The sequence below is a fragment of the Aeromonas allosaccharophila genome, from assembly GCF_016026615.1.
Taxonomy (GTDB): Bacteria; Pseudomonadota; Gammaproteobacteria; order Enterobacterales; family Aeromonadaceae; genus Aeromonas; species Aeromonas allosaccharophila.
In genome coordinates, this window is the sequence record NZ_CP065745.1 from 1834956 (window position 1) to 1848421 (window position 13466).

Here is a 13466-nt window from a genome sequence, read left to right on the forward strand (position 1 = left end):
GGGCCTTGTTATTTCAACTTTCGACCATCAGGCGCTGAGGCGGAAACGCTTGACCAGACTCTCCTGCTGCTCGGCGAGGGAGTCCAGCTGCTGGCTGGTCTCGGCCACCCGCTCGATCCCCTGATAGTTGAGATCCGAGATATCGGAGATACGGTTGAGGTTGGTGGCGATATCGGCGCTGGTGGCCTGCTGCTGCTCGGCGGCAGAGGCGATCTGGCTCGACATGTCGCTGATCAGCACCACGATCCCCTGCACCTCCTCCATGGCGTTGTTGGCGTGAGAGCTCTGCTCCACGCAGCTATCCATTTCGCGAGAGCACTCCTGCATCACGGTCACCGCCTTGGCAACCCCCTGCTGCAGGTTCTCGATCATGGTCTGGATCTCGCTGGTGGACAGGGCGGTACGGCCCGCCAGACTGCGCACCTCATCCGCCACCACCGCAAATCCGCGCCCCTGCTCACCTGCCCGCGCCGCTTCGATGGCGGCGTTGAGGGCCAGCAGGTTGGTCTGCTCGGCGATACCGCGAATGACATCAAGGATATTGCCGATCTGGCCGCTCATGGCGCTCACATCGCCAATCACCTTGCCGGTCTGTTGCAGCTTGCCCGCCAGCTGATGAGTGGTGGTGATATTGCCTGCCATCACCTTGCGGCCGGTCTCGGAGGCTTTCTCAACATCCTGCACCCGCTCCAGGGTCTGGTTGGCAGCCTGCGCCACCTCCCGCACCGAGGCCTCCATCTGGGTCATGGCGGCGGCGACCGAGGCGGTCTCCTGACGCTGTTTCTCCAGATCCGCCCGCACCGATTCGGTGGTGTGACGGTTGCCGTGGGCGGCATCGTTAAGCTGGGCCGATGCCTGCGAAAGCTGCGCCAGCACCTCCCCCATCTGGGCGATCAGCAGGTTGATCTGGCTGCCCAGCTGACCGAATTCGTTCTTGCTCTGAAAACCGATGCGCTGGGTCATGTCGCCCTGGGTCACTTCGGTCAGTACCCGCAGCAACTCTTTGAGCGGGCGGCGAATAGCTTTGCCGAGGGTGTAGGCCACCAGCATGGCGATCAGGATGGCGACCACGATACTGGTTCCCTGAGTCAGAGTGCTCTGGCTCTGTGTAGCTTTGGCGTGCGCAATGCTCTGGCTCATCAGCTGCTGGCTCTGGCCGGTGATCCGCTCAAGCCGGTTCTGGATCTCGACGATGAGCGCGCTGGCCTGCTTGCTCTTCTCTCGCATCTGCTCCTGCTGCTTCATCAGCGCCAGATACTGGGAGAGCACGCCTTCGCTCGCGGTGGTGTCACGTACAAAGCCGTGAACATAGTGGCCCATGTCGTTCTCGAAGTTCTTGAGCTCCCCCTGCAGATCCTTGATGGTGCTGTTGAACCCTTCAATCTGCATCTTGTTGCGCTTGAGTGCCCCTTCGATGGGAGCCGGAATGGTCTGATTGAGGGCGTCCATGGTGGAGAGTTCGATGGCGGAGAGCTTGGTGGTCAGGGTCTCGGATAGCATCTTGATGAAGCTGTCGTCGATGGTAACCATCATGTCCCCCAGACTCTTCTTGAACTGGGGCAGGCTGACCTGAAACTGCCCCTTGGCCAAGTTGACCTTGTGCAGTCGGGTGAGCAGTGCCTCGTGTTCGCCGGGCAGGGTGTCGGTCAGTTGCAGGTAGCTGTCGACCTGCTGGCTGAGCGTGCTCATCTCCCCTTGCAGTTCGGGGTGGTGGGCGACCTGCTGGCGCAAGGCGTCAAGACTCTTGCCCACCGCGGCCTTGGCCTGTTTCAATTCGGCCACTTCGGCCGGCAGCTGTTTGGGATCCTGCTCGGTGAGCACATCCCCCAGCCACTTGTTGGCGCTGAGCAGGGTGATCTGGGTCTGGCTGCTGGCAATCACCAGCGGCATCGACTGCTGGGTAACCTGCTCCAGCGCGTTCCCTAGAGTCTCCTGACTACGAAATGTGAGCAGTGAACTGGCCACCATCACGGCCACCAGGATCGCGAAGCCGAGGTAGACTCGCTGCAAGATGGAGAGATCCGACATTGTTTGTTTCATTATTGTCCCGCTGTATATGCAAAAGTCCCTTGCCTGAGTACCCCGTCCTTTTGATACCCTGCATACCACCCTGAACAGGCGGTGCAGATGACGTCCCTCTGGCTATCGGTATTTTTAACAATAACTGAAGGGAATGGGACATCAGCTGTGTCAAATGTCGGCTTGTGTCACACTTGGCGTGCTGCTCGCCCCCCTTTCGGGAGCCGCTTGGGGTTCTAGTTCAATTTTCTGTTTCATATAAGGGAGTTAGCCATGGCGCAAGAAACCATTTTCAGCAAAATCATCCGTAAAGAGATCCCTGCCGACATCCTTTATCAAGACGATCTGGTCACCGCATTCCGGGATATCCAGCCCAAGGCCAAGACCCATATTCTGATCATCCCCAATTCCCTGATCCCCACAGTCAACGACGTGGAAGCCGAACATGAACTGGCCCTTGGCCGGATGTTCACCGTGGCCCGCAAGCTGGCCGCCGAGGCGGGCATCGCCGAAGATGGCTACCGCCTCATCATGAACTGCAACCGCCACGGCGGGCAGGAGGTCTACCACATCCACATGCATCTGGTCGGTGGCCAGCCGCTGGGGCCGCTGCTCAGCCTGTAATGAATCGCAACGCCTCAACCTGCCGCAGCGCCCTGTTGCTCTGCGGCGCCCTGCTGTTGCTGGGGGGCTGCGCCTCCCGCTGGCAGGATATGTTCGTCTCCTACTCGGATCAGATGGTGCCGCTGCGCAACCAGCTGCTGCTGGGCCATGCCGCCGAGGCGTTGCCCGAGGTGCGTGACTCGACCCTCGGCGATGACACCTTTGTCCTCGATCGCCTTGAAGAGGGACGCATCGCCTGGCTCGCGGGTCAGGATGCAGGCAGCAAACAGGCGTTCGCTGCCGCCGACAGCCGCCTTGAGTGGGAAGACAATCAGGCCGAATACCGGCTGAGCCACGGGCTCGATCAGGTGGGCAGTCTGCTCACCAACGATCAGTCGATGACCTATCTCACCCCCGATTACGAACGCACCATGCTGCACCACTATCTGGCCCTCAACTACCTGCAACGGGGGGATGCCGATGGCGCGCTGGTGGAGGTACGCCGGGCCAATCAGGTGCAGGAGCAGGCCCTGAAACGGCGAGCCGACGAGGTGCGCAAGGCGAAGGACGAGAGCGAAGAGGCCGAGGCAGAAGGCGAGATGCGCCAGCTGATGTCGCGCGGCGCACCGGATCTCGACCGGTTGATCGGCAAGGTCAAAAACGGTTTTCAGAACGCCTACACCTTCTATTTTTCCGCCGTGCTCTATGAAGCTGCGGGGGATCTCAACGATGCCTGGGTCGACTATCAGCGCGGCTACCAGATAGCGCCGGACAACCGCAGCCTGCAAGATGCCTTGCTGCGACTGGCGCGGCTGCGTGGTTCGCCGGACGAGATCCGCGAGACCGAAAAAAAGGTGGGCCGCAAGGCGCCGCTGCTTGCCAAGGATCAAGGCCAGCTGGTGGTGCTGTTTGAAGATGGCTTGATCCCGGCGCGGCGCGAGCTGTTCCTGCCACTGCCCATCTCCACTTCCAGCGGCGATTTTCGTACCTTTACCGTCGCCATCCCCTATTACGATAATCGGGCCAGCGACACCGGCCCGCTGACGGTGGAGGTCGGCAAACGGGTCGAACAGACCAGCGAGCTGGTGCGACTGGAGGCGTTGGCCGCCAAAGATCTGCAGGAGCGGCTGCCCGGCATGCTGACCCGTCAGGCGCTGCGACTGGTGGCCAAGGAGCAGATGCGCCACACCGCCGCCAAAGAGGGGGGCGATGTGGGCAATATTCTGGTGGGGATCTTCAACACCCTCTCCGAGCGGGCCGATACCCGCAGCTGGCTGACGCTGCCAGCGCAGGCATCGAGCTGGCAGGGAATGGTGTCGGCAGGTGACATCAATCTCACCCTGGGCGCGGGGGCCGCACAGCGGCAATTGCCGCTCACCATCCACAAGGGACGCACCACTCTGGTCTGGGTTCAGCGCCTCGGGGCCGGTCTGACCACCCGGGTGATGCCGCTTTGAACACACGGCCAACGCAGATGAACGAGACGATTAACGGGCAGGCTCACGCGCTGCCCCACTCACCCCAATCAAGGAGAGCAAGATGAAAGCATACGGGATGGCCCTCGGGCTCGCGCTACTGCTCAGCGGCTGCGCCACCAATACCTCCGGCATTGCGCTCTATGGCCCGGCGGGCGGTGCACCCACGCTGGAGCAGCACCAGAATGTCAATGTCACCCTGACCGAACTGAGCCGCCGCCAGCAAAACGGCCTGCTGCAGGTCAATGTGGCCGCCGCCAGCACCCAGCGCGGCGATAACAAGCTGCAATACATGTTCTATTGGTATGATGAGGCCGGTCAGGAGGTCGCCAGCGATGGCCGTGGCTGGACCCCCATCAAGCTGCATGGCTATCAGACCCGCACCCTCTCGGCCCTGGCGCCCAGCCCGGCGGCGCAGGGTTACCGGATTTACGTACGCGAAGTGATTGAGGAATCCAACTGATGAAAATGAATCATGCCCTGCTGATCCTGACCGGCGCGTTGCTGCTGGGCGGCTGCTCCAGCACCACCGTCAGCTATGGCGATCCCACTGAAACCGAAACCGTTACCGTCGATTACGGCTCAAGCGATCTGCAGGCCATCGCCGACAAGATGGCGGACTCCATGCTGGCCTCCCCCGCCACCAGCGAGATCACCGCTGGCGGTCGTCCGGTGATGTTTATGGACTCCATCCGCAACAAGACCTCCGAGCACATCGATACCGAAGCCATCACCGATACCATCCGCACCAAGCTGCTGCGGGCCGGCAAATTCCGCTTCGTTGACATGAGCAAGGTCGCCGCCGTCAAGCAGCAGCTCGAATACCAGCAGAGCAGCGGCATGGTAGACCCGGCCTCCATGGTACGTCTGGGCAAGCAGACCGGTGCCCGCTACATGGTCTATGGCAACCTCAGCAGCATCGTCAAGGACAATGGCAAGGTGAAGGATGTCTACTACCAGATGACCATGAACCTGATGGATCTGCAAAACGGCGAACTGCTGTGGGCCGATCAGAAAGAGATCCGCAAGCAGGCGAAGAAATCCACCTTTGGCTGGTAACCGGATCCCGCTGACGGGCAACGGTGATCCGCTGCTGGCCAGCCTGCCCGCCCCCTGGCGGGAGGGGCTGCTGGAACCACTCGGGTTAGGTTTGACCAACTGCAACTATCGACTGCGCCTCCCCTCGGGGCGCAGTTACTTTTTGCGTCAGGGCCACCCCGATCCGCTGCGCCTTGGCATCGACCGTCCCACCGAGTGGCAGCTTTATCAGGGGGCGATGGCCGAAGGGCTGGCGCTGCCCTGCCACTATGGCGATCCCGCGAGCGGTCTGATGCTGCTCGAATGGTGCGATGAGCCCAACTGGGTGGTCGCGGCGCCACCGGCAGCCGATCAGCCCCGTCTGCTGGCTGAGGTGCTGCGCAAGCTCCATCGCCTGCCGCTACCCACGGTAGTGATGGCGGTGCGAGCCCACGCGGCGGGCTATCGCGCCCGGCTGGCCCACATTCCCTCCTGGCTGCCCGCGCTGGAGCGGGGCTTGCTCGCCAGTAGCGAGCCAAATGATTGCTGGCGCCCTTGCCACCATGATCTCAATCCGGCTAACTTGTTGGGAAGCAACCCCTGGGTCATCGACTGGGAGTATGGCGCGGCAGGTCACCCCGGCTTCGAGCTCGCCAGCATCCAGCGTACCCACGAGTGGCCCGCCGAGCGGCGCGACGCGCTGGAAGCGCACTATCTGCAGGCCCTGCCGCGCCACCAGTGGCCCGATTTTCAGAGCGAGGCATTTTTACCCTGGGTCGACTATATCGGCCTGCTCTGGGCCCTGCTGATGGCAGAGCAACAGGCCTCACCCGACGATTCACCCGACTATGACACCCTGATCGCCATCAACCGGCAACGACTGGAGTAACAGATGATAAACAAGGTGCGCTGGCACAAGCCGAAAACCTGGGGTCTGCTGCTGATCGGCCTGCTGCTGACCGGTTGCTCCACCCGGGTGATCTACTACTGGCTCGATACCGCCATCATCTGGCAGTTGGATGACTACTTCGCCCTCTCCTATTCGCAAAAGGATCTGCTCAGCCGCGAGGTGAAGGGGTTGATGGCCTGGCACCGCCAGCATGAGCTGCCCCGCTACGCCAAGGATCTCGATGCGCTGGCCAAAGCCATTGCCAGCCCCATGACTCCGGCACAGATCTCGACCAACCTCGATGCGGTGCAGCAGAGCCTGACCCGCACCCTGGAAAACACCATTCCCCGCGCGGTCAGACTGGCGCGCACCCTGACCGACGATCAGGTCGCCCGCTTCATGACCGATCGGGTCAAGCGGCAACAGGAACGGCAGCACGACTTCGCCACCGAGCCCAAAGAACAGATGCTGGCGGAGTTTCGCGACAAGATGAACAAGCGGCTCGAGTTCTGGATTGGCGAGGTGAAACCGGCACAGGCGCCACTGGTGGCCCAGTGGGCCGAGTGGCAATACGAGCTGATGCCCCCCTGGCTGGAGTTTCAGGCGTCATGGACCCAGGAGCTGGACAGGCTGATGAAGCAGCGCCAGAGTCCCGACTTTACCCGCGAGCTGACTGACCTGCTGGCCGAAGGAGATGGCCTGATGGATGGCCGCTTTACCGGCTATACCGAACAGTCGCGCCAGCGCACGGTCAACTGGCTGAGCGCCATGAGTCAGTCGCTGGACATCTCCCAGCGGGCCCATCTCTACTCCCTGCTCAAGGGCTATGCCCGCGACTTCGAGCAGATGACCGGAAGCTGACAACGCGACCTCGGAATCATCCTAATTAGGCGGCAAGGGTTGTCCCTCCGCCGCCGCCTGTGGTAGTTTGCCCTTTCTATTTATCGGGAATTAACTTTTTGCGCCTTATCGACAAAGCCAAACTGGTGCTGGTAACCCTGGTTATCGCCCTCACCCTGCTTTGTTCCATCACCCGAATGGAAGGCCCGCTGCTACCCGCATATCCCCACAGTGAACAGCAGCAGACTCAGGTGTTCAATCAGTTGAGCGACAGCGATGATGGCGTCATCAAGTTTGTCGGCAGCCATCAGAATCACCTGCTGCGTCTCGAACAATCCCTGCGCAGTGACGACCAGCCCGACAGCGTGGTCTACGAGCTGATCCAGAGCTGGTCTGCCCAGGCCATCCTGCTGTTGCTGCTCGGCTGGCTGATGCTGGCCCCCGAGCTCTATCACAAACAGAGTTTTCGCCATCACTTCGGCGCGATCCACCGGCGTCATCTACAGCACCAACATCTGCAATATCGCTTCAACCAGAGCTATCTGAGCGCCTGACCCCGGAGGGGTTGGCACATCCACTGTTTGCACATCTCCTCATCCTGACGGATCCGGCTACCGCCTGATCCGCACCCGATGCATCCCATTTTTTTGTGCCTTGCCGAGCCTTGCTGCTATCGGCCTGCGCACAATTCTCCTGACAGAGGCTTGTTTGCCATGAGAAAGAGCAATCGCACCATTCTCAACCGCATGAGCAAGTGGCAGTACGCACTGCTGCTGTTGATGCTGTTGACCTTTACCTTTTACTCCCTGCCCACCTTTTTTGGTGAGCAGCCCTCCCTCGGCCTGCACGGACAGCAGCGCCTGACCACCCAGCAACAGATGCTGCTGACCGACAAACACCTGACCCCGGTCAAGGTGATCGAGCAACCTGAGCGGGTCGAACTGGTCTTTGCCAGCCAGGGCGAACAGCAGCGCGCCAAGCAGTTGCTGGAGCAACAAGGGGTCGACAGTGCCGCCCTCACCCTGGAGTTTTACTCCAACGCGCCTAGCTGGATCACCCGCCTCGGCGCCGATCCCATCAAGCTGGGGCTCGACCTGCGTGGCGGCTCCCAGCTGCTGATCGGGGTAGACGTGGATTTTGTCATCGATACCCAGACCAAGAATCTGGTGGATACCCTGCGTACCCGCTTTCGTGAAGCGAACCTGCGCGGCGCCAGCGTCATGCGCAGCGCACAGGGCGCCGTAGCCGTGACCCTGCCGGAGGTCGCCGAACAGGAGAGCTGGCTCTCTATCATCAAGGAGAGTGCCGGTACCCGTCAGGATCAGTGGAAGCTGACCCGCTCCGGCAATGATCTGAAACTGGTGCTGAGTGACGCGGAGCGCACCCTGCTGGTCAACAACGCCGTGACCCAGAACCTGTCGATCCTGAAAAAACGGATCAACGAACTCGGCATCGTCGAGGCCTCGGTGGTACGTCAGGGGCAGGATGGTATCCGTATCGAACTGCCCGGCGTGCACAACCCCAAGCAGGCAAAAGAGGTGATCGGCGCCACCGCCTCGCTGGCCTTCTACGAGGCCAAAGCCGACAGCCACTTCTATATCGCCGATCGCAGCGGTCAGGCCGTCGGCATGGCGCGCAAACCGGTGCTGACCGGCGAGCACATCGTCGATGCCCGCGCCAACATGGGCGAGATGGGTCAACCCCAGGTCAATATCGTGCTCGACACCCTGGGTGGCAGCAAGATGAACCAGTTCAGCCGCCAGCATGTGGGCAAACCGATGGCGACCGTCTTCACCGAGTACAAGACCAACGCTCAGGGCAAGTTGCGCGCCCAGAGCGAGGTGATCAACGTCGCCACCATCCAGACCGCCCTTGGCAACCAGTTCCGCATCACCGGCATAGGCAGTCTGCCGGAAGCGCAAGAGCTGGCCATGCTGCTGCGCGCCGGCGCCCTCACCGCCCCTCTCAAGATCCTCGAGGAGCGCTCCATTGGCCCGACGCTGGGGATGCAGAATATCGAGGCGGGCTTCACCGCGCTGGCCTTCGGCATGGCAGGCATGATGCTGTTCATGATGGCCTGGTACCGCAAGTTCGGCTGGGTTGCCATCACGGCGCTGGTCGCCAACCTGTTGATGCAGGTCGGCATGCTGGCGGTGCTGCCCGGCGCCGTACTGACCCTGCCGGGGATCGCCGGTCTGGTGCTGACGGTGGGCATGGCGGTGGATACCCATGTGCTGATCTTCGAGCGGATCAAGGACCGTCTGCGAGAAGGGGGCTCACTGGCCAACGCCATCGACTTTGGCTATCGCTCGGCCTTCCACACCATCTTCGATGCCAACATCACCACCCTCATCTGCGCCGTGGTGCTCTACTCCATCGGCTCCGGGCCGCTGCAGGGCTTCTCCATCACCCTCATTCTGGGTCTGCTCTCCAGCATGATCACCGGGATCTGGGGGACGCGCGCCATCATCAACCCCCTGTGGGGACGCAGCAGCGAGCGCACGTTGAAGGTGTAACGGGACAGCTGTCCCGCTGATGAGCGGCTTTGGCGGCGCCATCGACCATGGAGATGGCCGGGGCGACCAAAGCAGAACCCTTTTCCCCGGCGTGTCGCGACAAGTCGTGATGGGCCAACAGCCTGATGCTGGCTGGCCAAGGAGAGAATTATGTTGAGAATGATCGTTGCCATGGGGCTGACCCGTTGGCGCTATATCGGCCTGTGGGCCTCCATCCTGCTGACCGTGGCCAGCGTCGCCATCTTGCTGGTGAACGGCCTGACACTGGGGCTCGATTTTACCGGCGGGATCCTGCTGGAGTTTCATATCCAGACCCTGAAAGAGGCCCATGAGCTCAATGCCATGCTGGTCTCCCCGCTGGCGGGGGCCGTTGAGCTGAGCTCGGCCGGTATTCCCGGCGAGTGGCTGATCAAGCTGCCACCGCACGAACTGCCCTGGCCCGCGGCGGATCTCGCCACCATGCTGACCCAGCAGTTGGGGATGCCGGTCGAGCTGCTGCGCACCACCATCGTCGGCCCTCAGGTGGGCGCGGAGCTGTTCCAGCAGGGGATGCTGGCAGTGCTGGTGGCTTCGCTGGCGATGTCGGCCTATCTGGCATTTCGCTTCGAGTGGCGTCAGGCCATCGGCATCCTGCTCTCGGTGGTGCATGACGCCATAGTCGCGCTGGGTCTGCTCTCCCTGTGCCAGATCGAGTTTGACCTCAACATCATCGCCGGCTTGATGGCGGTGATCGGTTACTCCCTCAACGACAGCATCGTCATCTCGGACAGGCTGCGGGATCTGCTAAGCTCGCGCACCCAGATGGGGATCCACGAGTGCTCCGATGTGGCCATCAAGGCGACCTTCAGTCGCACCATGATCACCTCGGGCACCACCCTGTTTACCGTAGGCGCCCTGCTGCTGTTTGGCGGTGACGCCCTCTACGGCTTCTCCTTCACCCTGTTTGCCGGGATCCTGGTGGGCACCGTCTCCTCCATCACCGTCGCCTCGACCGTGCAGGAGCTGCTGGGCCTCACCCCGCAGGCCTACCAGAAGAAGAGCGAGGATCCACTGGCCAACGCGGCCTGACCCTTGCGCTGACCAGGCCCCTGCCAACGCGCGGCAGGGGCCACCGCCCCCAGTCTCGTCTCAATTGACAACTGAACAGATTCGCAACACTTTCTGATCGGAGCGTCGTTTTTAATGACATAAGAGTCATTTTGTTACGAAATCAACCGCCAAAATGTGACTGAAAGCACTTTCTTGAGGGCTCAAAAGCGGCACCATTGTAGTGATTTATCTACAAAGGGATATGAGATGTTGTTACAACCTGCCAATACAGCGAAATCCAGACAGTTGCTGAACGAGACCATGGCCTTGGTGCTCGCAGGAGGGCGGGGGAGTCGCCTCAAACAGTTAACCGACAACCGGGCCAAGCCTGCGGTGCATTTTGGCGGCAAATTCCGCATCATCGATTTCGTGCTCTCCAACTGCATCAACTCCGGCATCCGTCGGGTCGGTGTCGTCACCCAATACAAGTCCCACAGCCTGTTGCGCCACCTGCAATCCGGCTGGTCCTTCTTGCGCTATCAGATGAACGAGTTTATCGATCTGCTCCCTGCCCAGCAGCGGGTGGACGAGGTGAACTGGTATCGTGGCACCGCTGATGCGGTCTATCAGAACCTGGACATCATCCGCGATCACGCCCCCAAATATGTGGTGGTGCTGGCGGGCGATCACATCTACAAGATGGATTACGCCGCCATGCTGCTGGATCACGTCAATATGGGCGCCAAGGTCACCGTTGCCTGTATCGAAGTACCGCGCAGCGAAGCAAGCGCCTTCGGGGTGATGGCGGTGGATGATGATCGCAAGATCAATGCGTTTGTCGAAAAACCGGCCAACCCGCCCGCCATGCCGGGCAAACCAGAGCACGCCCTGGCCTCCATGGGGGTCTATATCTTCGATGCCGAGTATCTCTATCAGCTGCTGGATGAAGATATCGCCAACGCGCAGTCCCACCACGATTTCGGCATGGATGTGATCCCCCGCGTAGTGAAAGAGGGCACCGCTTACGCTCACCCGTTCAGCATGTCCTGCGTCGGTTGTGCCCCTGACAGAGCCCCCTATTGGCGCGATGTAGGCACCGTAGACTCCTTCTGGGAAGCCAATATGGATCTTGCCTCGGTGACCCCGGAGCTCGATATCTACGATCAGGAGTGGCCCATCTGGACCAGCCAGAACATGACCCCCTCCGCCAAGTTCGTGCAGGACAGAAACGGCCAGCACGGCATGACCATCAACTCGATGTTCTCCGGCGGCACCATCGTCAGCGGCTCCTTCATCCTGAGTTCGGTGCTCTTCACCAATGTACGGGTCGATTCATTCTGCACCCTGGATCAGGCAGTGATCTTCCCGGGTGTGGAGATCGGCGCAGGTTGCCGGCTGCGTCGGGTAGTGATCGACAAGGGGTGCAAGCTGCCGGAAGGGATGGTGATCGGTGAGAACGCCGATGAAGATGCCCGCCGCTTCCATCGTTCCGAACAGGGGATCGTACTGGTCACCAAGCCGATGCTGGATGCACTGGCAAAAACGGCGCGCAAGCAGGCTGTAGAGCAGGCCGTGCCGGCATAACTCTCCGCCCCGCACTGCTATCGCGACAAACAACGGGAGCCCTTGCAGGCTCCCGTTTTTTACGGCCACTTGCCCCCGCCATTCGACCTCCCCTTGCCAGACCGTAAAGATAAAATTACAAAATTGACTTTTCATGGATAAATCTGGCAGTTAATCCAAACCTTTGGCGATGAGCAGTACTTTTATATTGCCAAAGTGATATTAAATTCCATATCCACACTTGAAAGTTGGCATTTACTTGGTATTGTGGTGGCCATTCGTAACGAAAGCGGTACTTTCGTAAACATAAAATTACAGCCGGTGGTGTCAAAACCAGTGTGCTGACTCTGGCGAGGCAAACAGGCTATGCAACGAGATCCCCTGAACAACATCCATATCCAGTCCGAACAAGTGATGATCACCCCTGCCCAGCTCAAGGAGAAGTTACCCATCTCCGACAAGGCGCTGGCATTCGTGCAAGGGGCCCGCACAACCATCGCCGACATCATTCACCGTCGCGATCACCGGCTGCTGGTGATCTGTGGTCCCTGTTCCATCCACGACATGGACGCCGCTAAAGAGTACGCAACCCGACTCAAAGCACTGCATGATGCCTATCAGGATTCTCTCTACATTGTCATGCGGGTCTACTTTGAGAAGCCACGCACCACGGTCGGCTGGAAGGGCTTTATCAACGACCCGAATCTGGATGGCACCTTCGATGTGGAGCTGGGACTGCACCGTGCCCGCGAGCTGCTCTGCTGGCTGGCGGAGCTGGAGCTGCCACTGGCGACCGAGGCGCTCGATCCCATCAGCCCGCAATACCTGGCGGAGCTCTTCTCCTGGTCGGCCATCGGCGCCCGTACTACCGAATCCCAGACCCACAGGGAGATGGCGTCCGGCCTCTCCATGCCAGTGGGCTTCAAGAACGGCACCGACGGCAACCTGGGTACCGCCATCAATGCGCTGCAGGCGGCCTCCTCCCCTCACGCCTTTATGGGGATCAACCAGCAGGGTCAGGTTGCCTTGCTGCAGACCCAGGGCAACCCGGATGGCCACGTGATCCTGCGCGGCGGCAAACATCCCAACTACGACTCGGTTAACGTGTCGCTGGCGGAAGAGGCGCTGGAGAAAGCGGGCCTGCTGCCCGGTCTGGTGGTGGATTGCAGCCACGGCAACTCCAGCAAGGATCACCGCCTGCAACCCAAGGTGGCCGACAACGTCATCCACCAGATCCAGGAAGGCAACCGCTCCATCATAGGGGTAATGCTCGAATCCAACCTGTTCGAGGGGAACCAGTCCAGCGAGCAGCCCAAGTGCGAGATGCGCTACGGTGTCTCCATCACCGATGCCTGCATCGACTGGGATAGCACAGCCACTCTGCTGGCGCGATGCCATCGCGAGCTGGCTGCGCCGCTCAAGGGCAGAACTGCACGGTAAGCCGTGGTATCTTGTCGTAACTGATTGAACCATAGAGGTATCACTGCCCACGCAGTGATACCTTGTTGCCTCTTG

The 13466-nt window shown here is 60.7% G+C and carries 12 protein-coding genes; 11 read left to right on the forward strand and 1 reads right to left on the reverse strand.

The genetic code is table 11. The annotated features are described in order from the left end of the window. Positions 1 to 27: 27 nt before the first annotated feature. Positions 28 to 2040, reverse strand: coding sequence for a methyl-accepting chemotaxis protein (locus tag I6G90_RS08090; RefSeq protein WP_197930656.1), 2013 nt, complete (start codon positions 2038 to 2040; stop codon positions 28 to 30). 252 nt (positions 2041 to 2292) lie between these two features. Here I6G90_RS08090 and hinT point away from each other — a divergent pair, with 252 nt between their 5' ends. The 11 genes from hinT (at position 2293) to I6G90_RS08145 (ending at position 13391) form a co-directional block, all read left to right on the forward strand. Beyond that, positions 2293 to 2643 (forward strand): purine nucleoside phosphoramidase, encoded by a 351-nt coding sequence (hinT, locus tag I6G90_RS08095; protein WP_197930658.1) that lies wholly within the window; start codon positions 2293 to 2295, stop codon positions 2641 to 2643. Further along, complete coding sequence (locus tag I6G90_RS08100) at positions 2643 to 4079, forward strand: COG3014 family protein (protein ID WP_197930660.1); 1437 nt, start codon at positions 2643 to 2645, stop codon at positions 4077 to 4079. The genes hinT and I6G90_RS08100 overlap by 1 nt, the downstream gene beginning before the upstream one ends. Before the next feature lie 82 nt (positions 4080 to 4161). Then, complete coding sequence (locus I6G90_RS08105; RefSeq protein WP_197930662.1) at positions 4162 to 4560, forward strand: YcfL family protein; 399 nt, start codon at positions 4162 to 4164, stop codon at positions 4558 to 4560. Beyond that, positions 4560 to 5156 carry a penicillin-binding protein activator LpoB gene (gene lpoB / locus I6G90_RS08110; RefSeq protein WP_033135283.1) on the forward strand — a complete coding sequence of 199 codons (597 nt, stop codon included), beginning with the start codon at positions 4560 to 4562 and terminating at the stop codon, positions 5154 to 5156. Before I6G90_RS08105 ends, lpoB begins: the two co-directional genes overlap by 1 nt. Then, entirely contained in the window at positions 5146 to 6003 is an 858-nt protein-coding gene (locus tag I6G90_RS08115) for a phosphotransferase (protein ID WP_197930664.1), read from the forward strand. Before lpoB ends, I6G90_RS08115 begins: the two co-directional genes overlap by 11 nt. A 3-nt stretch (positions 6004 to 6006) precedes the next feature. Beyond that, complete coding sequence (locus I6G90_RS08120) at positions 6007 to 6864, forward strand: DUF6279 family lipoprotein (protein WP_042655848.1); 858 nt, start codon at positions 6007 to 6009, stop codon at positions 6862 to 6864. A gap of 98 nt (positions 6865 to 6962) precedes the next feature. Beyond that, the gene (locus I6G90_RS08125; protein ID WP_197930666.1) at positions 6963 to 7397 is read left to right on the forward strand and encodes a hypothetical protein; all 435 of its coding nucleotides are present in this window, start codon (positions 6963 to 6965) and stop codon (positions 7395 to 7397) included. A gap of 159 nt (positions 7398 to 7556) precedes the next feature. After that, positions 7557 to 9359: a protein translocase subunit SecD gene (secD, locus tag I6G90_RS08130; protein ID WP_197930668.1), complete on the forward strand. Its 1803-nt coding sequence runs from the start codon at positions 7557 to 7559 to the stop codon at positions 9357 to 9359. A 150-nt stretch (positions 9360 to 9509) separates the two neighbouring features. After that, complete coding sequence (secF, locus tag I6G90_RS08135; protein ID WP_197930670.1) at positions 9510 to 10427, forward strand: protein translocase subunit SecF; 918 nt, start codon at positions 9510 to 9512, stop codon at positions 10425 to 10427. A gap of 228 nt (positions 10428 to 10655) precedes the next feature. Next, entirely contained in the window at positions 10656 to 11972 is a 1317-nt protein-coding gene (gene glgC, locus I6G90_RS08140; protein WP_042655852.1) for a glucose-1-phosphate adenylyltransferase, read from the forward strand. Between the two features lie 345 nt (positions 11973 to 12317). Beyond that, complete coding sequence (locus I6G90_RS08145; protein WP_197930672.1) at positions 12318 to 13391, forward strand: 3-deoxy-7-phosphoheptulonate synthase; 1074 nt, start codon at positions 12318 to 12320, stop codon at positions 13389 to 13391. Positions 13392 to 13466 lie beyond the last annotated feature (75 nt).